The organism is Bacteroides timonensis (genome assembly GCF_000513195.1).
Classification (GTDB): Bacteria; Bacteroidota; Bacteroidia; order Bacteroidales; family Bacteroidaceae; genus Bacteroides; species Bacteroides timonensis.
In genome coordinates this window covers 50,328-72,371 of the sequence record NZ_CBVI010000044.1, presented here as the reverse complement: position 1 = coordinate 72,371, position 22,044 = coordinate 50,328, and the positions used below count along the sequence as shown (strand labels likewise).

Annotated in this window: 14 protein-coding genes; 5 read left to right on the top strand and 9 right to left on the bottom strand. The window is 47.3% G+C overall.

Going from position 1 to position 22,044, the window contains the following annotated elements; genetic code table 11:
- The first annotated feature begins 25 nt into the window (after positions 1-25).
- From BN161_RS10095 to BN161_RS10080, 4 genes are all read left to right on the top strand, one after another.
- On the top strand, positions 26-493 hold the full coding sequence (locus BN161_RS10095; protein WP_244436463.1) for a DUF4469 domain-containing protein: 468 nt from the start codon (positions 26-28) through the stop codon (positions 491-493).
- 310 nt (positions 494-803) lie between these two features.
- Positions 804-1,277, top strand: a complete 474-nt coding sequence (locus BN161_RS10090) for a hypothetical protein (protein WP_044265547.1) — start codon at positions 804-806, stop codon at positions 1,275-1,277.
- Positions 1,278-1,968: 691 nt separating this feature from the next.
- Positions 1,969-2,292, top strand: coding sequence for a nucleotidyltransferase domain-containing protein (locus tag BN161_RS10085; RefSeq protein ID WP_044265545.1), 324 nt, complete (start codon positions 1,969-1,971; stop codon positions 2,290-2,292).
- Positions 2,283-2,690, top strand: coding sequence for a HEPN domain-containing protein (locus tag BN161_RS10080; RefSeq protein ID WP_044265542.1), 408 nt, complete (start codon positions 2,283-2,285; stop codon positions 2,688-2,690). Before BN161_RS10085 ends, BN161_RS10080 begins: the two co-directional genes overlap by 10 nt.
- A gap of 135 nt (positions 2,691-2,825) precedes the next feature.
- On the opposite strand, the gene uxuA is transcribed toward BN161_RS10080, so the two are convergent.
- From uxuA to BN161_RS10040, 8 genes are all read right to left on the bottom strand, one after another.
- Positions 2,826-3,998 (bottom strand): mannonate dehydratase, encoded by a 1,173-nt coding sequence (uxuA, locus tag BN161_RS10075; RefSeq protein ID WP_044265541.1) that lies wholly within the window; start codon positions 3,996-3,998, stop codon positions 2,826-2,828.
- A 39-nt stretch (positions 3,999-4,037) separates the two neighbouring features.
- The gene (locus BN161_RS10070; RefSeq protein WP_025831231.1) at positions 4,038-4,847 is read right to left on the bottom strand and encodes an SDR family oxidoreductase; all 810 of its coding nucleotides are present in this window, start codon (positions 4,845-4,847) and stop codon (positions 4,038-4,040) included.
- 117 nt (positions 4,848-4,964) lie between these two features.
- On the bottom strand, positions 4,965-7,298 hold the full coding sequence (locus tag BN161_RS10065; RefSeq protein WP_044265540.1) for an alginate lyase family protein: 2,334 nt from the start codon (positions 7,296-7,298) through the stop codon (positions 4,965-4,967).
- A gap of 18 nt (positions 7,299-7,316) precedes the next feature.
- Positions 7,317-9,980: a glycoside hydrolase family 2 TIM barrel-domain containing protein gene (locus BN161_RS10060; protein WP_044265539.1), complete on the bottom strand. Its 2,664-nt coding sequence runs from the start codon at positions 9,978-9,980 to the stop codon at positions 7,317-7,319.
- Between the two features lie 139 nt (positions 9,981-10,119).
- The gene (locus tag BN161_RS10055) at positions 10,120-12,096 is read right to left on the bottom strand and encodes a RagB/SusD family nutrient uptake outer membrane protein (protein WP_044265537.1); all 1,977 of its coding nucleotides are present in this window, start codon (positions 12,094-12,096) and stop codon (positions 10,120-10,122) included.
- A 20-nt stretch (positions 12,097-12,116) separates the two neighbouring features.
- On the bottom strand, positions 12,117-15,311 hold the full coding sequence (locus tag BN161_RS10050) for a SusC/RagA family TonB-linked outer membrane protein (RefSeq protein WP_044265536.1): 3,195 nt from the start codon (positions 15,309-15,311) through the stop codon (positions 12,117-12,119).
- A 42-nt stretch (positions 15,312-15,353) separates the two neighbouring features.
- Complete coding sequence (locus tag BN161_RS10045; protein ID WP_044265534.1) at positions 15,354-16,751, bottom strand: DUF5125 domain-containing protein; 1,398 nt, start codon at positions 16,749-16,751, stop codon at positions 15,354-15,356.
- Positions 16,752-16,803: 52 nt separating this feature from the next.
- Entirely contained in the window at positions 16,804-18,228 is a 1,425-nt protein-coding gene (locus BN161_RS10040) for a glycoside hydrolase family 30 protein (RefSeq protein WP_044265533.1), read from the bottom strand.
- Positions 18,229-18,491: 263 nt separating this feature from the next.
- On the opposite strand from BN161_RS10040, the gene BN161_RS10035 reads away from it, so the two are divergent.
- On the top strand, positions 18,492-21,368 hold the full coding sequence (locus tag BN161_RS10035; protein WP_044265531.1) for a ligand-binding sensor domain-containing protein: 2,877 nt from the start codon (positions 18,492-18,494) through the stop codon (positions 21,366-21,368).
- Between the two features lie 27 nt (positions 21,369-21,395).
- Here the strand turns inward: BN161_RS10035 and BN161_RS10030 are convergent, their stop codons facing one another.
- Entirely contained in the window at positions 21,396-22,037 is a 642-nt protein-coding gene (locus BN161_RS10030; protein ID WP_025831235.1) for a WbqC family protein, read from the bottom strand.
- Between the last annotated feature and the right edge of the window lie 7 nt (positions 22,038-22,044).

Here is a 22,044-nt window from a genome sequence, read left to right as displayed (position 1 = left end):
TTAATAACTAATTGATGGATATTATATGATGAAAGATAAGAAAAAAATAGTGGCTGAGTTACACCATAAGACGCAGGAAAAGAACGAAATCCCAACGCTTTTTGGGAAGAAGATTCCTGTTATCAATAGTGTGTACGACCCGCTGACGGGCATGCGCGACGGTACCATTACCTCGAACGCTCCTGTTGTCATCACAGGTGAGAATCTGTGCTTATCTTCACTCGGAACCATATACCTGGGGTTATCTCCCGTCTCCGATAAGGGCACATTGATACATGTAAAAAGAGTGTTTAAGTATACCGACACAGAGGTGTTGGTGATCCTGCCTGAGTTGGAGCCGGGAGAATACTCCCCGGTTATGATGATTCACACGGGGGGGGGGGAAGATAGACTTCACCTATACCTTGCCGGTGTCATGGAGAGTGCTCGACGAAAGATATACGGCCCTCTTTGTAAGGAGGAGTTGCAGCGACTTAATTTGATGTTTTTTTAAGCCGGAAGTAAAAAACATAGAGGTATTTTGTTATTGAATATGAAAAAAACGTATCTTTGCAGGTGAACAAGTGACATATAGTATTGTGTATACGTATATGTCCTCTTCCGGTTAGAGAAAAATGTGGGAGTTTTTATCTAGCAATCGGATGAGCGTAGCCTGTATCAGTTCTTGGTACGGGCTTACTCTTCCTTTTGCTAGGGGTACCCACATACCTTCTCTAGGGGAAGACGTAATGCCCCGTACCTCTTGTAATAACCAGTTATAGCCGTATAGGGTTGATTTGAAACTTATTAATCAAACACTCTATATGGCTAATTGGCTTTCTGTAAGTTTGGCCGCTGAGAAATACGGCATATCCGAAGAGCAGATCCGCGAATGGATAAGGCTCGGTTATCTGAGATGTTCATCTCCGGATAAAGACCCTTACGAGGACCCCGATCCGATGGTGGATGCGGAGGACCTTGAGAAATCTCTTGAGTTTAATTCAACGAAGTCTTACCCGGAAGATGACGCGACTATCGAGCGGGTTCCGAAAGAGCATTTAAACTGGCTTTATAAGGAGAATGCACGCTTGACAAAAGCTTATGATGATTTGCTGGAGGAGAACTACCGGCGTGCTCAACGGGAGGCAAGACTACAGGAGGGGTTTGAGAAGATGTCGGACCTCACCCATAGAATTCTTTCATTAAACGAAAAGGTACTGAATAATGATAGGAAAATGAAAGGAGGGAAAACAACTGCCTGGTCTTTCCTGTGCCGACTATTCCGAAAAGAATCATAATAGGTAATTTCTCATCTAACCAATATATACCCTGTTTTTTTCAATCCTTTTTTATCTCGTGAATGCGGAGTTCCTTCAGGGGCTTCGCATTCTTTTTAACTTATGTGATAACTTAGGAGGGTGTGCTAAAAGTCAGACATCATACTTTATTCCGGACAAAAAGTAATCAGAGTGGGCCTTTTGCTGATAAGTGCTTCTGGCAAAACGTTCGAAATAGAATCTGCTTGGATAATGTATGGAATATAAATACATGGTTTCTGCATAAACATATAGCATGTGTGGATGGTTATGCAAGGAACTGTGCTTCTTTCGCAAGGGAACTATAGATGTAACGTAAACAATCTATAGATGTAACGCAAACGATCTATATATGGGCGACAGATGATGTGTTTTTAGTACACAGACCATCTGTTTTTCTTTTTTTAGAGTTGTCCTTATTTATGTATTCTTCTTTCAATCAGTAAGATGCTGGTTTTCGTTCGTTTCTTTTCGCTCTTCCCTGCACCGGGACGGAAATATCGCGTTCTCGTTATGCATAAAAAGCAAAGTGTCATAACGTCACTATTGAATAGTTAGAATTATATCCCGCTTTTAGGTATAAACAGGAAAGTTAGAGAAATAAGCCTAAGTTGAATTGGAATTACATGATATATTTTTATCTTTGTAATTGGATATTAGTAAAGAAGATACGATGTATTCTAAAACAAAAATATTGCAGCAAATCAAGGATACCTTGCAGAATGTGCTTCCCACAGGAGGGAGGGTGCTTTTGTTCGGCTCTCAGGCACGCGGAGATGCCCGTGAAGATTCTGATTGGGACATTCTTATTTTGATTGATAAGGAGCGGATTAATAATGATGACTTTGATAATGTTGCTTACCCTTTGATGGAATTGGGCTGGAAGATAGGGGCTATGATAAATCCTTTGCTTTACACTTATAGTGATTGGCAAAAGAGGAATTTTACTCCTTTTTATAAGAATGTGGAACAAGAAAGTATTGAGATATGTCGTTGACAATTGATGAGAAAAAAGCTATAATTTCGTATCGGATACAGAAATCTGAGACTGCGATGATTGAAGCGAGGGATAATGCGTTGTTGAATCATTGGAGTTTGGTAGCGAACCGCCTGTATTATGCAGTATTTCACATGGCTTCAGCTCTAATGGTGGATAAGGGGTTTGCTTCAAAAACTCATAGTGGATTGATTTGTATGTTGGGACAGGAATTTGTAACGAGAGGTTTGCTGAGCAGGGAAGATGCTCGTTTAGCTTCCCGATTGCTTAATATGCGTCAGGCAGGTGATTATGATGATATGTTTGATTGGGCAGAAATAGATGTTGCCCCATTGTTTCCACAGACAGAAATATTGCTTGAAAAAATGAAAGAACTGATTTCTATTAAGCAGGATTGATATGCTTTGAGTCGGTAAATTCACCGATAAAATGGTTCATAATTAGTTACGGGCTACAGGCACGAATGATAAGTGCTTTGTAGCCCGTAATTAATTGTATGGATGCATCAGATGGACTGATGCTGCCTACAGAGATTACTTAAAGATAGACTTTGCGATGCCCATTTCCAGTCCGCGCAATTCTGCCAGTCCGCGCAGGCGGCCGATGCAGGAATATCCCGGATTGGTTTTCTTCTTCAGGTCATCCACCATCTGATGCCCGTGGTCGGGACGCATGGGGATAGATACTCCGCGACGTTGTTGCAGTTCGAGGAAGGCCTTCATGACGTGATACATATCTACGTCACCTTCCAGGTGGTTAGCTTCGTAGAAGTTGCCTTCTGCGTCGCGCTGCGTGCTGCGCAGGTGAACGAAGTTGATGCGGTCGGCAAATTGCTGCATGATGGCGGCACAGTCGTTGGCGCTGCTTACGCCGAGTGAACCGGTGCAAAGGCAAAGGCCGTTACTCTTGTTGGGAACAGCGTCAATCAAAGCCTGGAAATCGGCGGCGCTGCTCATGATGCGCGGCAGGCCGAGGATGGAGTAGGGAGGATCGTCCGGGTGGATGACCAACTCTACGCCGGCTTCGTCGGCAACCGGAGCGATTTCCTGCAGGAAGTAAATCAGGTTAGCACGCAGCTTCTCCGGAGTGATGTCCTTGTAGCGGTCCAGTTCCTGCTGGAATTGTTCCAGAGTGAAACTCTCTTCCGAACCGGGCAGGCCGGCAATCATGTTGCGGACAAGCAGTTGCTTGTCGGCTTCCGTCATTTGCTCGAAGCGGGCTTTTGCCTTGGCTTTCTCCTCGTCGGTGTAGTCGTTCTCGGCACCGGGGCGTTTCAATAGGAAGAGGTCGAAAGCAACGAAAGCGGCACGTTCGAAGCGCAGGGCGCGGCTTCCGTCGGGCAGTTCGTAGGCAAGGTCGGTACGCGTCCAGTCCAATACAGGCATGAAGTTGTACGTCACGATGTTTACGCCGCACTGGCCGAGGTTGCGCAGGCTTTCCTTATAGTTATCGATGTATTTCTGGAAATCTCCCGTCTGGGTCTTGATATGTTCGTGCACAGGCACGCTTTCCACTACCGACCAGCGCAGGCCGACAGCTTCAATCATTTCCTTACGTTTCATGATTTCTTCTACCGTCCACACCTCACCGTTGGGGATGTGGTGCAGGGCGTTCACGATGCCGGTTGCTCCGGCTTGCTTGATGTCCCACAGGCTGACCGGATCGTTAGGGCCGTACCAGCGCCAGGTTTGTTCGCATAATACCATACTTGAATTATTATTATCAATTATTAAATATGAATCGGCTTAGATGGAGAAAGCGTCAAAACCGCCGTCTACTACCGACAGGGCACCTGTCACGAAGCTGGAAGCATCGCTGATGAGGTAGTGGATGGTTCCGAACAGTTCTTCCGGTTCGGCGAAACGTCCGCACGGAGTGTGGGCGATGATGGTCTTTGCGCGGTCGGTATATGAGCCGTCCGGGTTGGTCAGCAGCGCACGGTTCTGGTTCGTCAGCAGGAAGCCCGGAACGATGGCGTTTACGCGAAGTTCGGGGCTGAATTTGGTGGCCAGTTCCGTTGCCATATAGCGGGTATAGTTGGCAATGGCAGCTTTGGCAGAGCCGTAACCTACCACGCGGGTCAGCGGACGCAGGGCGGATTCGGAGCAGAAGTTTACGATAACACCTTTCTTATTCTTAGCCATTACGTCCACAAATGCCATTGTGGGCAGCACCGTGCCGAAGAGGTTCAGGTCCACTACCTTTCTGAAAGCGTCCACTTCCAGGTCGAGGATGGTCTTATCCGGAGCGATGGTGGCGCCGGCCATGTTTCCGCCGGCAGCGTTCAGCAACACGTCGATGGTTCCGAAGCGTTCCAGTATGGCTTTCTTGTTCTCTTCCAGCACTTCTTTGTTCAGCACGTCCGTCATCAGGAACAGGGCTTCCGTCTTCTGGCTGAGTTCGGCTTCCAGTTCTTTACCGATTTCCTCCACACGGTCCAGGATAACGATTTTGGCACCTTGTTCGGCGAGGTAATTGGCGATACTCTTTCCTAAGATACCGCAACCGCCGGTCACGATAATCACTTTGTCTTTAATGTCGAATAAGTTTTTCATGTCTTTTTCTTTTATAAAATGATTCTAAATCTCTATGCTACAAAAATAGTGGAAAAGTAGTTTGCTCACCATACAAAACGTCTCAAAAAGATGAACTACTGTCTCAAAAAGTACTAATTACTGCTCAAGAGCAGCTTTTCTTGCCAATGCTTCCAGATAATAATAGTCGGCATAGTTGATTGGGACATCAATTTCGTCCCCTCCCGGATGGTGTCCGGTGGAGTGGAGCAGGAGGAAGCCGTAGGTTGTTTCAGGTTCGGCACGGTAATGCTGGTTGAGGCTGTCCACTATCTTGTCGGCGATGTCCTGATAACGTTTGCCGTCTTCTGCCGAAACGTAGCCACGGAGTTCATACAAGGCTGATGCCATGATGGCGCCGGCAGAAGCGTCACGGGGAACGTTGGGGATGCCGGGAGCTTTCATATCCCAATAAGGGATTAGGTCTTCGGGCAGGTTGGGCAGGCCGAAAAAGAAGTCTGCGATGTGGCGTGCCTGTTGCAGGTAGGCAGGGTTCTTGGTGAAGCGGTAACACATGGTGTAACCGTAGAGCCCCCATGCCTGTCCGCGGCTCCAGAAAGAGTCGTCGGCATAGCCTTGCGCGGTTTGCCGGGCACGGACTTCGCCGGTTTCGGGGTCATAGTCCACTACATGGAAAGAAGAGTAATCCGGGCGGAAATGGTTCTTCATTGTTGTATTGGCGTGGTTGACGGCAATCTTCCAGTAGATGGAGTCGCCAGTCTCCTGAGTGGCCCAGAACAGCATCTCCAGGTTCATCAGATTGTCGATGATGACGGGGAACTTCCATTTGTCGCGGTTGTGGTCCCATGAACGGATGCTCTTTACCTTCTTGTTGTAGCGGGTTATCAGTGTCCGGGCACTTTGCAGCACTATATCTTTGTAGGAGCGTTCGCCGGTCAGCTGATAGGCTTTGCCGAAGCTGTTGTTCATCATGAAACCGAGGTCGTGGGTGCCTTTGTGCCATTTGGCTTCTTCTATCATCCAGGTGTTGCTGATGGCTTGCTGACGCCAGAAGTCATCGTTCGTGTAGGCATACATCTGCCACAGTGAACCGGGGAAGAAGCCTGAACACCAGTCGTGGGGATGTATCATCCTCAGTGAGCCGTCTTTGTTGAGGCTGCGGGGCGTGACGCGGTGCTTGCACTGGTTGTCCCCTTCTTTTCTGGCTTTATCGGCGCACTTCAGGGCAAACTGGAGTTGTCCGCAGGCGAAAGCGTAGGCGTTGTCCACATCGTCGGCTTCTACCCATAGCAGGTTGAAGCGGTCTTTCCAGTTGATGATGCGGTGGGCTTTATAGAGTTCCAGATAGTCTTTCCGTGCAGGGTTGAACAAGCTGGTGCGGTATAAATCTTTGCAGAACTCCTGCTGTTTATGCTCCCACTCGCTGATTTGACGGTAGGGCCAGTCTTTCACTTCTTTTCCCACATAGGGAACCAGGAAGTCCATAGCCTTGTAGAAGTTGCGCCCGTCTGCCGAGGTGGCGTTGTCAATGGAGATTCCAATCTTCCGTGCCATCATGAAGATGTCGATGAAGTGGGACAGATTGAATTGCGAGTAACCGAAGGCAAGAGTGCGGCGCAGTTCGTGCGGTTGCTTTCCGTCCGGTTCTATCTGGGTGAAGATGCGCTTCTGGGGAATGGCATTGATGACTTCCTGCGCTACTTTCGTATTTCCTGCGTACAAGGCGAAGGCAATGACCTGTGCGTCGTGCGCCGTACTGTGGTTATTGGCCTGGCGTGCCTCTTCCTGTCCCTGCGGACTGTTCAGTATCCAAGTCAGCAACTTGCCGAACCATGCTTTCAGTTGTTTGGAATCTTTCGGGGTGAAGGCTTTTGACCCCTCCAGCAGTTGCACGGCATCCAGCATCTCGACGAAGGAATAGGTATCGATGACCCCATAGCAACGCCCTTTATTGTTGTTGTGTCCCGGTATCATCTGGGCATATTCCAGGTTGGGATTCATGCGCGTATCTTTATTAAAGAACCATACGCGTATCAGTTCCGTAGCTTTCCGGGCATACTTCTCGTCACCGCTGAAGTACCAGGCAAGGGCAAGGGTGGTGACGCGTTGGGCGGTTGCTCCGAGGCGGTTACGGTCCAGCTTATTCAATTCCGGATTCGATTCACCGTCACGGCTGATGTAGGGTAGTCCGTCCGGTTTGGCCGGGTCGGGCCAGAAATAGCGTGCCTGACTCATGTAGTCATGCTTGTCTCCGCTGCCGGGTGTCTTCTCTTTCATCATGACGGACAAGGGCTGTGCGTCAAGCGTTCTTTCAGCATCCGTTATCAGTTCCTGATAAGCAGCCGAAAAGTACGGTTGATGTAATGATTGTTTTACTTTCTCCAGGTGTGCCTTGTCCCAGATGGACTGTGCATGTATGCTGCTTGCCGCAAGCATCAGACTGGTGATAATTAAGCAAATTTTAGCTCTCATGGCGTTTTTATTTTGAAGTTAATAAAGTTTTCTGAGTTTTATACCGTTCAGAAAGCTTTTTCCATTCCGAACAGGGAAGCGTATTTCAATTTTATTCCGAAAGTTTGTAATATTGTATCTTTTCCGCAAAGCATGGAAGTAGCCGCTCTCCCGGCAAGGAGAAAAGTCTTCTTCTACAGTTTCATCATTAACGATTATGCTGAAGCAGTTCTCGCGGCTTTCTACATCGGAATTCCGTCCCAACTGGTAGGCGGTGGCTGCATTCTCCCGGAATATATCTGTAAAAAGAAATTCTATCTCGTAAACTCCGTTGGGAACATCGAAACAATAGCCTTCAATGTCGTTGCGAAGGGTTTGGAACAACGGCCCGTCATTGGTATTCTCAACCTGTGTCTGACTGTTTTTGCTTTCTCCGCCAATATATCCCCAACTGTTTTCAGTGTAGGGCTGATCGGGTAGCCATGTGAGCCGGCTTTCATCGGAAGTATAGAAGCAATTGCTGCCTACATTCACGGCAAGTTCCAGATTCCGTAAGTTTGTTTCATTCAACTTTGCAGGGGCAGGGGTGAAGCTGAGGTGGATGCCGTCTTCAATGGTACGGGGATTACGGGCAGCTTCTTTGCTTTCAGCTTTGGCGGAAATGAAGTGTTCTTTCCGGCTGAACGGTACTTCAAATATAACGGTGTAATTCTCAGTCTTTTGCTTGCCCAAAGACTTGCCGTCAATGAAAAGTTCCACTTCCGGAAGGTTGGTGTATACTTTGACCGGCAGCAGAACCGGAGTCTCTCCATGTTGCACACCGCTGCGGTGAGTCCAGTCGCGGCTGGCAATATGTAACACGGGAATGTCTTGTCGCCAGGCTGCCTTGTAGTAATAGTACACGTCTTTTGGGGTACGATCCGAATATACCAGTCCTTTGTTGTTGATGCGCGGCATAGATTCATCACGCAGGGCGGAGGAAAAATCGATGAAGTTCCAGTGCGTTCCGCCACAGACGTAGGACGTTTCTTCCAGTACGGGCAGGTAATGCTCCAGGTACTTCTGCTGATACTCGATGCTGAAATCGAAGGCGTTCGGTTGCAGCGAATGTATGCGCTTGTCAGAACCTGCACCGTATTCGCTGACAATCATGGGGTGCGAAGGAAACTTTTTGTGTTGTTCTGCCAGGAAGCGTTCGAAGCCTGTAAGGTTGCCTCCATACCAGCCTTGATACAGGTTCCAGCCGACAATATCGGTAATATTGCCCAATCCTACCTCGTTATAACTGTTGCTGCCATGAAAGGCCATAGTGCTGACACGAGTGGAGTCTTCTTCTTTCAAAACTTTCTCCAGACGATTGGCGAGTGCCAGTGTCCGTTCCAGCACGGGCTTCAGTTCTTCTTTTTTATAGCGGCGCTGGGTGACGAGTAATATCTCATTCATGTATCCCCAGGTGATGATGGAGGGGTGGTTATAGTGTTGGCGTATCATTTCTCGCAGATTGCTTTCGCAGTTTTCTGCGTAACCCGGAGTGTCGGGCACAATGTCGATGATGGGTATTTCTTCCCAGGCCAGCATACCGAGTTTGTCGCACATTTCCAACAGGGCATCATCTTGCGGATAATGGGAGATGCGGATAAAGTTGGCGCCCATCTCTTTCATCAGCATCATGTCGCGGCGGTGCATCTCGTCCGTCAGTGCGACTCCGATGGGCTTTTGGTCCTGGTGGCGGCAAATGCCGCGTAATTTATAAGGCTTTCCGTTGAGGGAGAAGCCTGTCTTGCCATCGAAGCTAAACCAGCGGAAACCTGTATGATGATTACTGCGGTCGAGGATGTCTTTTGTTTTTTTATCGCGCAGAATGCTTTCTACCCTGTAGAGATGAGGTGTCTCGGGTGTCCATAATCGGGGGGACAGGATAGGGGCGGTTTCGGTATGAAAAGAGTATAATTCTCCACCTTTTATCTGGATAGACTGTTTCTGGGTTTGGGCAATACTTCCGTCGGGATTGTATACGATATGCTCCAGTTCAAGAGATGCTTTCTGTTCTGCATCGTTCTTGATCTCTCCGCGAATAAGTATCGTGCCTTTTTCTTCGGATACTTGCGGGGTACTGATAAATATCCCGTCCGAGCCGTGGTTGGTCAGATGGAAATGCTGTTTGGAGACTGCCGTGAGCCATACATCCCGGTAGATACCGCCAAAGAATGTAAAGTCGGCGGAGATAGGGGGGATATCCTGCCGGGCGTTGTCTACACGGATAGCGAGAGAGTTGGGAGAGTTGAACGAACAGAACGAAGTGATATCGAATGTGCAGGCGGTATATCCGCCGTTATGTTCGCCTACTTCTTTACCGTTGATGTAGATGGTAGCGGCCTTGCTGGCTGCATCCAGTTTCAGGAATACCTGTTTGCCTTGCCAATGTTGCGGCAACGTCAGTGTACGGCGATACCAGCCTGTTCCCTGGTAATACTTTTTTTCGGTATATGCATCCGTATTCCATGTGTGCGGGAGATGTATGCTGTTCCACGCACTGTCGTCGTAAGCCGGAGAGGCTGCGGCCTCGCACTCACCTTTATGGAATTTCCAACCGTCGTTGATTGTCTTATTTTCATGCTGTGCGCAAACTGTTTGGGACAGGAACAGAATCATGGGTATCAGTATCCGGAGTTTCCGGGCTGGAAATGTTTTCTCTTTACTCATGGTATATTTATTGTTGATTTGTTAGCTGAGAAAGAAAGGAGGCAGTAACCAGGCCGGTTATGCCAGTTGCTGCCTCCAAACCTTCATTCAATCTTTCTACTTATATCCTTTGAAAACCAATCAAAAAACTGTCTTTTCTTTACCAACCATAGTTCTGCGGAATACGTCCTTCGGCCAGTTCTATCACATTCTGATGAATAGGATAGAGATAGAGCTTGTCTGTCCATTGGCGGTTTTCCAGCTTCGTACGCGTATAGTAGGAGGTAGGTTCGCCCGGAGCTTTATCTTTCGAGCCCTTCATATTCATTCCGTAGAAGCGTGTCTGGTCGCAACCTATTCTGCCTTCGTCACCGCAGACCATCCAGCGGCGAACGTCAAAGTAGCGTTGTCCTTCACAATAGAGTTCTACGTAGCGCTCGTGTTGGATGGCATCGAACTGTTTGTCGTAATTGCCTATTACACCGGTCTTTATGCCGTTATCGTTCATAGTCTGGTAGCCTGGGATACCTGCACGTTCGCGTACTATGTCGATATACTTGATGATGTCCGCATTGCCCGGATCTATTTCATTGAGTGCTTCGGCATAGAACAGGTAGAACTCGGCCAAACGGTAGATGATGGAAACACGTTTCCAACTCTGTGTATCACCGCTGGCATGGTTCACAGTACGGTTCTTGAATTTGCCCAGCATATAGCCGCTTTTCACGTTGTCACCGTTGGAGAGGTCGTTTCCGCCACCTGCCGAGAAGTCTACGGTGTAGTTAGGATTACCGTTCATCCATTTCTTGAACCAGCTTCTTCCCTGGTATACCACGCTTGCGTAGAAACGCGGTTCACGGTTGGCGTACATATTGGAGACATTCTGATCCGTCTTCTTATCTTTATAGTCGGGGTCATAGCAACGGTTTTCTACAGCGCTGAATCCGGTTTCATCGTAACCACTGTTCGGATCATCGATATCGAGTCCATTGCCCATGAAGAACATATCTACAGCGTCTTGAGACGGGCCGATAGTGCCATAGCATGAGTTTACATCACGCGGGTTGGTACGTTTCTCCATCTTGTACTGGTCAGAGTAACTGTTGTTGGTACTGCACCACAGGATTTCTTCATTATACACCTGGAAGAGGTTGTATACCGAACGGTCGGGTTGCTCCACTCCGTTTGCCATCACGCGGTAGAGGGCGTGGTGTTGTGCTTCGGCATAATCTATCAAGTCCTTAACACGGTCTCTGGCAGTCACCCATTTCTGCGGGTCCTTGCTCTGCGGGAAGATGTACTCGCCTTTGGAGTTTTGCAGTTTCTGCAATCCCTGGTAGTATTCGGAACCGTCGCCGCCGTTGAACAGTTTGGAGGCGGCATACATCCACAACTTGGCACGCAGTGCTTTGGCCACTACGATGGTGGGGCGTACCACTTCATTGGTGTTGAAATTGTATGCACCGTCTGCGTATGACGTGATGACTGATTCGGGCAGTTTGGACTGTGCGGGGTCGCAGAGAGGGGCCAATATGCCGTCAATGTAGTTCACCATTTCGTCCACCGTGGCACGGTCATAATCCGTCACGTGCGGTTCGGCAGCATCGTCTATCTCCGTCACGATACAGGCAGGGCCGTAAAGCTCGAACATAGAGAAGTAATAATAGGCAATCATGAACCGACATTCATCCTTCATGCGGGCTATTTCCTCGGCTGTCAGCTTGTTGGTACTGCTGGGGTCACCTACACCTCCGTCGTGGGCGCGTTCAATGAAAATCATGGCTTGGCGTATGTCTTTGTAGAAAGTGGCCCAACGGTGATAACTTCCGCTGGCTGCCGTAAAGCCTGCCATCATGACGTCGCGTGAACTGGCTTTTTCCGATGCGATTTCACCGCAGAGGTTTGACCATGGGTTTTTGAAAGCGTTGACTTCCGAACCGGTTTCTGAATATTCCATCAGATTGCGGTAGATGACTCCGTACCAGTTTCGGGTATAGGTTGCATTGTCCCAAACTTGATCGACTCCCAGGCTGGCGTTGAATTCGCCTGATATGTCGAGATAGTCTGAACAAGATGCTGTGCTGAATGCAAGGACGGCAGAGCCGACGGTTGCGTATAGTAAATTTTTCAGTTTCATATCGTTTATTAATTAGATGTTTAGAATGTAACTTCTGCTCCAAAGGTCCAAGTGCTGGAGATAGGATATTTGGCACCTGAGTTTGCATCACCCAGTTCCGGATCCCAATATTTCACGTCGTCCCAGGTTTTCAGGTTGGCACCTTGTACGTAGAGACGAAGGTTGGTGAGGCGCAGTGACTTCAGTTGCTTCTTGTTGAACTGGTAACCGAATTCTACGTTCTTTAGGCGGAGGAAACTTGCGTCACGATACCACCAGGTGCTCGGTTGCAGGTTGTGTGCAAAGGTATTGTTGCGCAGGCGTGGGTAAAGCACGTTGTCGTTGTAGGGGTCGGATGCCTTCCAGCGGCTCATAGCCTCCATACGTGCCGAAGAAGCGTCCTTGCCTTGATTGAACGGCATGAAGTTGGATGCCTTGCTCATCAGGTTGATGGAACAACCCGTTACACCTTGGAAGAAGATACCGGCGAAGAATCCTTTCCATTCAGCGTTCAGCGAAAGACCATATACGCTGCGCGGGGTCTTGTCCAGATGACCGTTATGGTAGGTTTTGTCATCGTCGTTGATGACACCGTCATTGTTCAAGTCGCGGTACTTGATGTCACCGGGTGCTACGGCTGCTCCCGGATCGGCTACACCGGATTTCAGTTGGTAGCTTTCGGCACCGCTCACAGGATCTATAGTGATGTTGAAATCATCGGGTGTATAGAGCCCGTCGGCGATGTAGAGGAAAGGAGTCCACAATGACATACCCGTGAGATCCTGGTAGCTGTATTTATGTCTGATTTCATCCGTTTCCACAATCTTGTTCTTCGCATACGTGTAGTTGGCACGGAACGTCAGATTCAGATTGCCTACATGTTGCTTGAAAGTCAAACTTCCGTCAACACCCTTGTTGCTTACGATACCATAGTTCTGGGTAGGGTTGGATTGCAGACCGCTCATTGAGGGAACCGTGTTACGGGTAATCAGGATGTCCTTACGACGGTTGGAGAAGTAGTCCATAGAGAGGTCTAACTGTCCGTTCAACAGACCGAGGTCGAAACCGAAGTTGGTTTTGTCCTCAATCTCCCAACGCAGGTTGGCGTAGTAGGCGCGGTTTTCGCTCAATCCGCCGAACCAGTTCTGTGCATTACCGTTTGATATGCCTGATATACCCAGGTTGAGGCCGCCGGCATCGGTGTTCATTGCTTCCTGGTAGGGGAAACGGGTATTGCCCAACTGGTCGTTACCGGTACGTCCATAGGATGCACGCAGTTTCAAGGTACTGATTACTTTCTGTACAGGTTCAAAGAACTTTTCGTGGCTTACATACCAGGCTCCACCCACAGCGGGGAAGATACCCCAACGGTGACCCGGGGCGAAGTTCTCACTACCTGTCATACCGAAGCTACCTTCGATGGTGTAACGGTTGTCGTAAGTATAAGAACCACGACCTACGATGCTCTGTTTACGATAAGGAAGCAGGTTGAGGCCACCAGCGTTCTGGTTCTGGGTTTCCTTTTGGTTGTATAGCAGTAAGCCTGTAACATCGTGCTTGTCGTTAAAGTTACGCTTGTAGTTGAGGGATGCCTCAATGTAGATCTTTTTGTTACCGCCGGATGAACCACTTGAGGGGTTACTCAATGCAGAACCTGCTTCCAATGACTTGAATATCAGGTTGCCATCGGCATCGCGTCCGGTAGCAGTAAAGGTAGCGGGGGACATTGTACGGTTGACATACTGGTTGGAGTTGGCATCGAAACTGACGCTACCTCTTATAGAGAGTCCCTTCGTGATGAAGTCCAGGTCTTGTTCCAACAATACCTTGCTTTGGAATGTGGCATCCCAACTCTTACTGTATCCACTGAAGTAGAGGAAGTTGTAAGGATTCTGACGGAGGCCTGAATTGTCATAGTTGGGGTGTTGTGCGGCTGAACCGTCCGAGTAGATCTGCGGATAGAGGTGCACAGGTTGCAATGTCATACCACCGAAGATGTCACCGGCCGTTTTGGAGGGAGCCGTACGGTTGATGTACTGTCCGGACATATCCACAGACATACGGGTGGTTTTACTCAGTTCGAAGTCGATATTGGAACGCAGGTTGTAGCGGTCGAAGCTGATGTTTGAATCGTAGTCGGCGTTCTTCTTCTCCTTGTACACACCGTCTTGCGTATAGTAGGCACCCGATACGAAGAAGCGTACGCGGTCGCCGCCACCACGGAAGTTGATGGTATAACGTTGGCTGCTGGTGTGGTCGCGCAACATGCTCATCCAGTCTGCATCCGGATAGAGGTCGGGGTCTACGCCGTTGCGGTATTTTTCTAGGTCAGCGTCGCTCACCGGTGCTGTGTAGTTGGCGCGCGGGTTGCCGTTGCTGTTCCAGTCTGCTTCGTTGTATAAGCTCAAATAGTCGTAAGAACTCATGAGGTTGGGCAAGCGGAGCGGTGTGGAGTAGCCGTATTCGGCCGACATGCTGACAACAGTCTTCTGTGATTTACCACGTTTGGAAGTAATCAATACTACACCGTTAGCACCTTCGGCACCATATACGGCTGTTGCGGCGGCATCCTTCAGAATAGAGAATGTCTCGATTTCATCTACGTCAATGTCATTCATTTTACGGGGCACACCGTCTACCAGTACCAGCGGGTCTGTTCCACCGGCATACGAGCTGATACCGCGGATAAAGAACTGAGCATCGTCCCAACCCGGTTCACCCGAACGCTGTACGGCAATCAGACCGGATAGCTTACCAGCGATGTTGTTGGTAAGGTTGGCGCTCTTTACGCTCAATTGAGCCGGTCCTACGGTTGACATGGAGCTTACTACACTCTCTTTCTTTTGCTTACCGTAACCCACAACCACTACTTCTTCCGTAGCGATGGCATCCATCTCCATTCGGAGGTTAAAAGTGGTTTCATCGGCTTTCACTCTGTGATCTACACTAACGAATCCGATATAGCTGAATTCCAGTACTTCGCCGGGAGCTGCTTCGATGGAGTATCGCCCCTCGACGTCACTGATGACACCGCGGTTGGTGGTACCTTGCACCCTGACGGTGGCACCAATAATGGGGTCACCATTGGAATCGGTCAACAAACCGCTGATGCGTTGTTTTTGTTGCTGTACGGCTTCAATACCGTTGGCTTCGTCAGCAGCGCTGGCACGTAGAGTGGCAGGTTGTGCTACCAAACCAAGGGCAAACATAGCTGCTATATAATATCTTTTTTTCATATATCTATACTTAATTGTTTATCTATACTTTAAGAAAGTTGGTCATTCGCCCATTTCGTATAAGGGGAGTTCGTCTAAGGCTTTTATCCAGAGTCCGTTCGGATTGGTGCTGGTTTCTACAGTCATCACCATGTATTTGCCGGATGGCCAAGTATCGTTGGCGTTGAAGTTACCGTCACTGGCGTATTTGATATAGTTGCCACCTTCTTTTGCACTATATGCTCCGGGGCCTTTCCATTCCAATCCCCATCCTTTCTGTCCGAAGAACTTGAAGTTGACGCCATTTACGTTTTGTCCTACAAGCATTATCAGTTCATACTTGGTGTCGGTGAGCGGAACCAGGTTGAATGCTTTGCCCGTGTTCCAGTTAATGTTGTTCTGAGCGTATGATGGGAATCCTATCTTATCGTTACCAATCACCCACATGGCAGTGGCATTCTGTGTGCTTGATGAAGAAGCGTTTTCCAACTGTTCCATCATGATTGCTTTCATACCTTTATCCAGCGTGAGTTTGTACTTACCGTCTCTTCCGCGGAAGTGGAGCAGAGTTTCGTCTCCATCTACGAGGTCGAACCAGGTGGGGTTCTTCCAAAGTTCGGCATACTCTTCTTTGATGCCGCTGATTTTGATGATGTCGTCCTTCTTGAATTCGGTTTCAACATAGAATACATTGCCCGATCCGTCGAATTCCATAAACTTGTTCTGTGTGTCGAAGCGTATACCGAATTTCGGGAATGGGGCACCTTCAAAAGTCAGGGTGTTGAATGTGATTTCATACTTGCCGTCTTCATCATAGCCTGTGGTTTCGAAGCCAATACCTTTGGGGGCATTGAGGGCTATCTTGCCATTGTCCATACCGAATTGCAATTTGTTGCCTTGCAGGTAGGGGTTGTCTGTCCCGTCAGAATAGGCCGGTGCTATGATAGATGCTTCCATGTCGGCCGGGAAAGCTTCACGTGCTTTGTATTCATACTCTTTGCCGGGAACAGGAGTCATGGTGTATTCTTTGCCATTGGCAGCCACCAACTTTAATGTTTGGTACTTGGGTCGTTCGATGGCAACGGTCATTTCTTTGCTGTCGTTGCTGAAACGCTCGTTCTGGATGCGCAAGATAACCTTTGCATCTCCGTCGGGTGTGTTTCTCTGGTAGGGGGCCAGTACTTTTCCGCTGTACTTTCCATCAGCTTTCAGGCTGTAGAAGGCTTCGGATACCATTTCTTCTCCATAGTAGAGTTGAACCTTGGCCTGGTTGATTTTCACGCCTCCGCTTTTCACCTCGAAGTCGAAGGTGATGCTATCGCCCATGTAAGCTTTTTCACTGCCTACAAAGGATACGATAGTCGAGCTGCCGTGATCATCGAACTGGTCAATCTCATCTTTGCACGATGTCATGCCGATAAGGCTGAGTGCCATCATGCCGAGCAAAAATCGATTTCTCATAATCTATAAATTTAAAATTAAAAAAAAGTGATGTATTATATTTAAGTCTCTGTTATTTCCATTTGAAAGAGTTTACCGAGCGTGGCTGCAAGTTGCAGTTTGCCGAGTGCTTCTTGCCTGCGGCGTCGGGGGCGGTGAGCACGATACTCTTGGCCGAACTGCTTTTGTTGATGATGACAAAGGCATAGCTTCCATCTGTATTCTTGAAGGCGCTGTAGGCAATGTCATTGTCGGTATATCCGCTTGTCCCGATTCGTACAGCATCGGGCTTTACCACTGCTGAGAGGTGACAGATCATGTAGTAGTGCGAATTCATGTAAATGGTCTTCAAGTCGCTCATGTTCAGGTCTACGGCTCCGAAGCAGATTTGGCATCCGCCGGGACGGTTGGGTTGCCCGCCGTTGTTGCTGGGTACGGCTCCGTTGAAGTCTGTCTCCAGCATCAGGTTCCAGATGGTCACTGCGCTGCAATAATTGTTGATGGTGCCTATACCGATGCTTTCCATATTGGAAAGGAGGGTTTTGGTCAGGTCGTGGCCGTTATTCCAAGTGCCGATGGAAGATTCTGTAAAGATCAGGTCTTTCTCGGGGGCACGCTGGTAGACGTTGAGCAGTTCGCTGCGGTTGCCTCCATAGTCATGGTAGGCGGCTCCGGCCAGATACTTGGCAGCTTCGGGATCGTTGTATATCTGGTAGGGATAACCGTTCTGGTCGCCTTTGTTGTCGTAGTTGTAGTTGTGGTCGTAGGCGTAGATTCTGGTGGAAAGTCCGGCTGCCTGGAATGCTTGTACCCACTTCACGAAGTAGGTGGCATAGTCGGCGTAGTATTCGGGTTTCAACTGCCCGGCGGTGTATTCCCGGTTTTGGTAGACAGGGTATTTCTGATAGTCTTTCATCCATAGGGGGCAGGTCCAGGGTGAAGCCAGTATGCGGATATTCGGATTGATGGCTATGATTTCCTTTAATATAGGTATCACGTAATCTGTTTCTTCCGAAGTCAGGGCGAAGTTCTCTATACCCGGTGTGTCGCAGCAGGTATATTCTCTTAAGGAGAAGTCGGAGCAGCCGATGGCAATGCGCACATAGCTACTTCCGTAGCCTTCGGTCTGCGAATAGGTCTTTTTAAGGAAGGCTGTCCGGTCTTCCTGTTTCATCAGTTTTAGGCAGAAAGCTGACGAGCCTGTGAGTGCAGCTCCGAATCCCTGCATGGTCTGGTAGGTCTGCTCTGGATTCAGCAGAATGTTTTTGGGTGACATACTGGCTTGGGGTTCGAATTCCACCCTAGATTCCTTTAGATCATAGGTACGAGTGTCAGTGGTGGTAAGCATATAGGCTTGTAGACCGACAGGGGGCTCCGGATTTTCACCACCGGGTGTTTCGGGGGGATTTGCTTCGTCGTTGTCCGACCCGCATGCACTGCCGCTGATGAGCAGACCGAATAGGAACACGCACGTGAATAGATAAGATGCTTTTTTCATGTTAGTATGACTTAATTAGGTTTAACAAAATGTTTTTTTCCGCTGCAAATATATGCGTGTAATGAGGTCGTTTCCTAAAAAAACGCTACTTCAAAACTTTCTCATTGATTAGTTTTGACTACATCAGAACTTTCTCTTGACTTAATTATTTAATTGATAATTAAATGTTTATTATAATAAATCAGCTACATCTAAAAATAATTCTTTTATTTATAGATAAAATACTCTATCTTTGTTTTTATAAGAATGAAACGTTAACTGCTATGAAACAAAAGCTCTCTTGTTTTTATATTCTTCTCATCTTTATATCTATTCCTGTAAGTGCTGGATGGCAACGTCCCGTGAGCAACTATACCCGCCATACTTATAAAGCCGGTAATCAGAATTGGAATATTCAGCAGCATGATAATGGCTGGATATATGCAGCAAATAATAAAGGACTATTGGAGTTTGATGGTGTAGAGTGGAATATTTACCCGATTCATAATGCTAAAACGCGTGCGGTAAAGGTGGGGTATGACGGACGGATTTATATCGGTGGAATGGAGCAATTTGGTTATTTTACGCCAAATCGTCTTGGCGGGTTGGAGTATACTTGCCTTTCTGATAGCTTATCTCCCAATGTGAATGTGGGAGTCATTTGGAATATTCTGCTGGATAGAGACCGGGTATATTTTCAATCGGATCGTCGTTTCTTTTATATAGAGAAAGATGTGGTGAATAGAATAGATTATTCTTCGGAGATCTATACTTCATTGATTGTACAGAACAAGCTATATATTGTTTCCGCTGAAGGGTTGTTGGTGTTAAACGGGACAGAATTCAGACGGGTATCGGATTCTTCGACAATAGGCGCTACGGTTAAGATTGGAGGACTATTACCCTATCAGGACAGCCTGCTGGTAGTGACCCGGGATAATGGTCTTTTCATTCATGATGGCACTTCTTTCACTAAATATCCCACCGTAGCCGAAGAGTTTTGCCGTAAAAACCGGATCTTTTGTGCGGCGTTGCAAGATTCATTGCTGGCATTGGGCAGCATTCAAGGTGGAGTTTGTCTTTTAAATCTGAAGACGAATGAAATGGAGGTGATATCTACGGAGAATGGTTTGCAAAACAAAACGGTGTTAAGTATGATGTTTGATAAGGCTGGTAGTCTCTGGTTAGGTTTGGATAATGGTATCGATTGCATTCATTTAAATGCACGGCTTGCTTCACTCTATGGGGGTAAACCGGTGATCGGTTCGGGGTATGCCTCATGTAGTTATCGCGATAAATTCTATTTTGCAACGAATCAAGGTTTGTATTGCTCTACTCTCCCGGAGCAGTTGAGTCAGAGAAATCCTATTAACTTTGTACCGGGTACGGGTGGTCAGATGTGGTCGCTTCACCAGTACGACGATAAGCTTTTCTGTTGTTCGGATAATGGCATCTTTATAATAGACGGAGATTGTATGGAGTATCTTAATAATCCTAAAGGTGTATGGGGGGTAGTTCCGGTAGATGCTCGGAAAGACGTGCTGATTGCGGGAACTTATAGCGGGTTGTATTTGCTTACAAAAAAAGGAGCAGATTGGACGGTAGAAAGTTATATAGAAGGTTTCAGCCGTTCATGTAAGGATATGCTGATGGAAAATTCTACCCATATTCTATGGATAGGAAATAAAGAGAATGGAGTTTCCCGTTTGACTTTGACAGACGACTTACGAAAGGTAGAAAAGATTAAGGATTACAATAATATAAACTTTCCACGTGGTTATGATGCATGCTTGCTGCGGGTGAAGGATGAAGTAACTATAGCTTCCCATTATGGTTTATGGCACTATGACCAGAGTCGTGACTGTCTGGAAGCATGTACCTGGCTTGAGCAATTATTGGAGGGCAAGGCAGCATATACCTATATGAAGATAGATTCATTGCAGAATATCTGGTACGTAGTGGATGGTGCATTGAAAGTGTTGCATTATGATGCCGTTAAGCGGGAATATCGTCGGGTGAATAATGAATTGTTTTTAAAGGGGGCATTGATAGAGAACTTTGAAGATGTGCATCTTTATAAAGCTAATCAGGCAATTGTCGGAACAGAAGAGGGCTTTTCATTGATAAAAATGGATAGTTCGCAGACGCAGCGCTCACCGTTGACTTTGCAAATCAGAAAAGTGTATCTGACGGGATTACGTGATTCTCTTATTTATGGTCGCAGTTATTTGTATGATACGGCTCCAATAGTGATTCCTTATTCTCAGAATTCGATGAGGATAAAATATAGTGTGAATAATTATAATAAGGCACAGACGGTCTTATATTCATATCAGTTAAGTGTAGGCGGTGAGAAAGAAGCCTGGAGCGAATACAGTGAGAATAATGTGAAAGAATTCACTGGTTTGCATGAAGGCAAGTATGTGTTTAGTGTGAAGTTGTTGACTGATGGGGACCAGGAACCGGTGGAGACTTCTTTTGCTTTTGAAATCCTGCCGCCCTGGTATCGTACATGGTGGAGCTATCTGGTGTATTCGGTAGTTGTAGTATTGTTGTTTTACTATATGTATTATCGTATTTCAGAAGGTCGTAAGCGTTTGTTGATGCAAAAAGAACTGGAACTTTACCGGCAAGAACAGAAATTCCAGAAGGAGAGTGATTTGAAAGATAAGAAGATTGATATACTGAAGGAAGAAAATTTGCAGTCAGAGTTACGCCATAAATCAGAAGAATTGATTCGTACTACACTCAATATCGTGCGTAAGAATGAAATCCTGTTGGATATCAAGAAAGAGGTGCTGGGCATTTCCCATTCCATCAGTGAAGAGAATCTTGTCTCCCTTCGCCGGAAGACGCTCCGGCTGTTGGGACAGATTGATACGAACATTGAGCATGATGACGATTTGCAGGCTTTTCAGAGTACTTTTGATTCGGTTCATCATGATTTCTTCAAAAAACTGGAAGAGACATTCCCCGAACTGAATAATAAAGAAAAATTGCTTTGTGCTTATATCAAGATGAACCTGCTTTCTAAGGAGATTGCTCCGCTGCTGAATATCTCTTTGCGCGGAGTCGAAATCAGCCGTTACCGTCTGCGCAAAAAGTTAGGTATAGAAGAAGGGGGAAATCTTGCGGAGTTCCTGCAAAAATTCTCAAAATGACACCTGAAAGTTCTGGTGGTTACAATTTTATCTGTTGCAAATAGATTGTTGTAACACCAGCAGGCTTTCCGGACCCATATTGAATAATAAGTCAACGATGCTGAGATTGGGCAGGAAACCGAGACGTTCCTGAAAAACCTGATAATAAGGTTGTGCCGTGAACTCCGGATCTTCCTTACGGAAATCTTTCTTCGGATGGATGCGATCACGGAAATCGTCTTCATTGACGGTGAAAGTGGTCTTATATTCTGTGGTGCGCTCCATGTCAGGCTGTATGTCTATCAGCGAACAGATGAGGCGGCACAATTCCTCGTTGAAATCGGCTAAGAACTCATACTTCTTTTCATAGAAAGGACGGAAGTCATCTTTGTAATATTCAAAAAAGGGGGTGTGGTTGTAGGAAGAAGACAAGGCATTCCAGTGAAGGTGCCGCCAGTTTCCGTGGTCGGAGATGCGGATATCGCGGAAGGGACATTTCAGGGTATCGGGCTTTACAGTGGGGATGGAAAGAGCTAACTCACCGTCGGGTGCTGCAATGGTGCAACGGTTGCGGTAGGTTTGTTTCACATAGTGGTCATGCTGTTCGATAAAAACTTTATCATATGCCAATAGTTTGGCGTAATATTCTACAGGTGCCAGATAGGCGGAAGAAAGATATATTGTTTTCATTTCATTC

Coding starts and splice junctions, on each gene's coding strand:
- BN161_RS10095 (WP_244436463.1), top strand. CDS start 26: ATGATGAAAGATAAGAAAAAAATAGTGGCTGAGTTACACCATAAGACG.
- BN161_RS10090 (WP_044265547.1), top strand. CDS start 804: ATGGCTAATTGGCTTTCTGTAAGTTTGGCCGCTGAGAAATACGGCATA.
- BN161_RS10085 (WP_044265545.1), top strand. CDS start 1,969: ATGTATTCTAAAACAAAAATATTGCAGCAAATCAAGGATACCTTGCAG.
- BN161_RS10080 (WP_044265542.1), top strand. CDS start 2,283: ATGTCGTTGACAATTGATGAGAAAAAAGCTATAATTTCGTATCGGATA.
- uxuA (WP_044265541.1), bottom strand. CDS start 3,998: ATGGTATTATGCGAACAAACCTGGCGCTGGTACGGCCCTAACGATCCG.
- BN161_RS10070 (WP_025831231.1), bottom strand. CDS start 4,847: ATGAAAAACTTATTCGACATTAAAGACAAAGTGATTATCGTGACCGGC.
- BN161_RS10065 (WP_044265540.1), bottom strand. CDS start 7,298: ATGAGAGCTAAAATTTGCTTAATTATCACCAGTCTGATGCTTGCGGCA.
- BN161_RS10060 (WP_044265539.1), bottom strand. CDS start 9,980: ATGAGTAAAGAGAAAACATTTCCAGCCCGGAAACTCCGGATACTGATA.
- BN161_RS10055 (WP_044265537.1), bottom strand. CDS start 12,096: ATGAAACTGAAAAATTTACTATACGCAACCGTCGGCTCTGCCGTCCTT.
- BN161_RS10050 (WP_044265536.1), bottom strand. CDS start 15,311: ATGAAAAAAAGATATTATATAGCAGCTATGTTTGCCCTTGGTTTGGTA.
- BN161_RS10045 (WP_044265534.1), bottom strand. CDS start 16,751: ATGAGAAATCGATTTTTGCTCGGCATGATGGCACTCAGCCTTATCGGC.
- BN161_RS10040 (WP_044265533.1), bottom strand. CDS start 18,228: ATGAAAAAAGCATCTTATCTATTCACGTGCGTGTTCCTATTCGGTCTG.
- BN161_RS10035 (WP_044265531.1), top strand. CDS start 18,492: ATGAAACAAAAGCTCTCTTGTTTTTATATTCTTCTCATCTTTATATCT.
- BN161_RS10030 (WP_025831235.1), bottom strand. CDS start 22,037: ATGAAAACAATATATCTTTCTTCCGCCTATCTGGCACCTGTAGAATAT.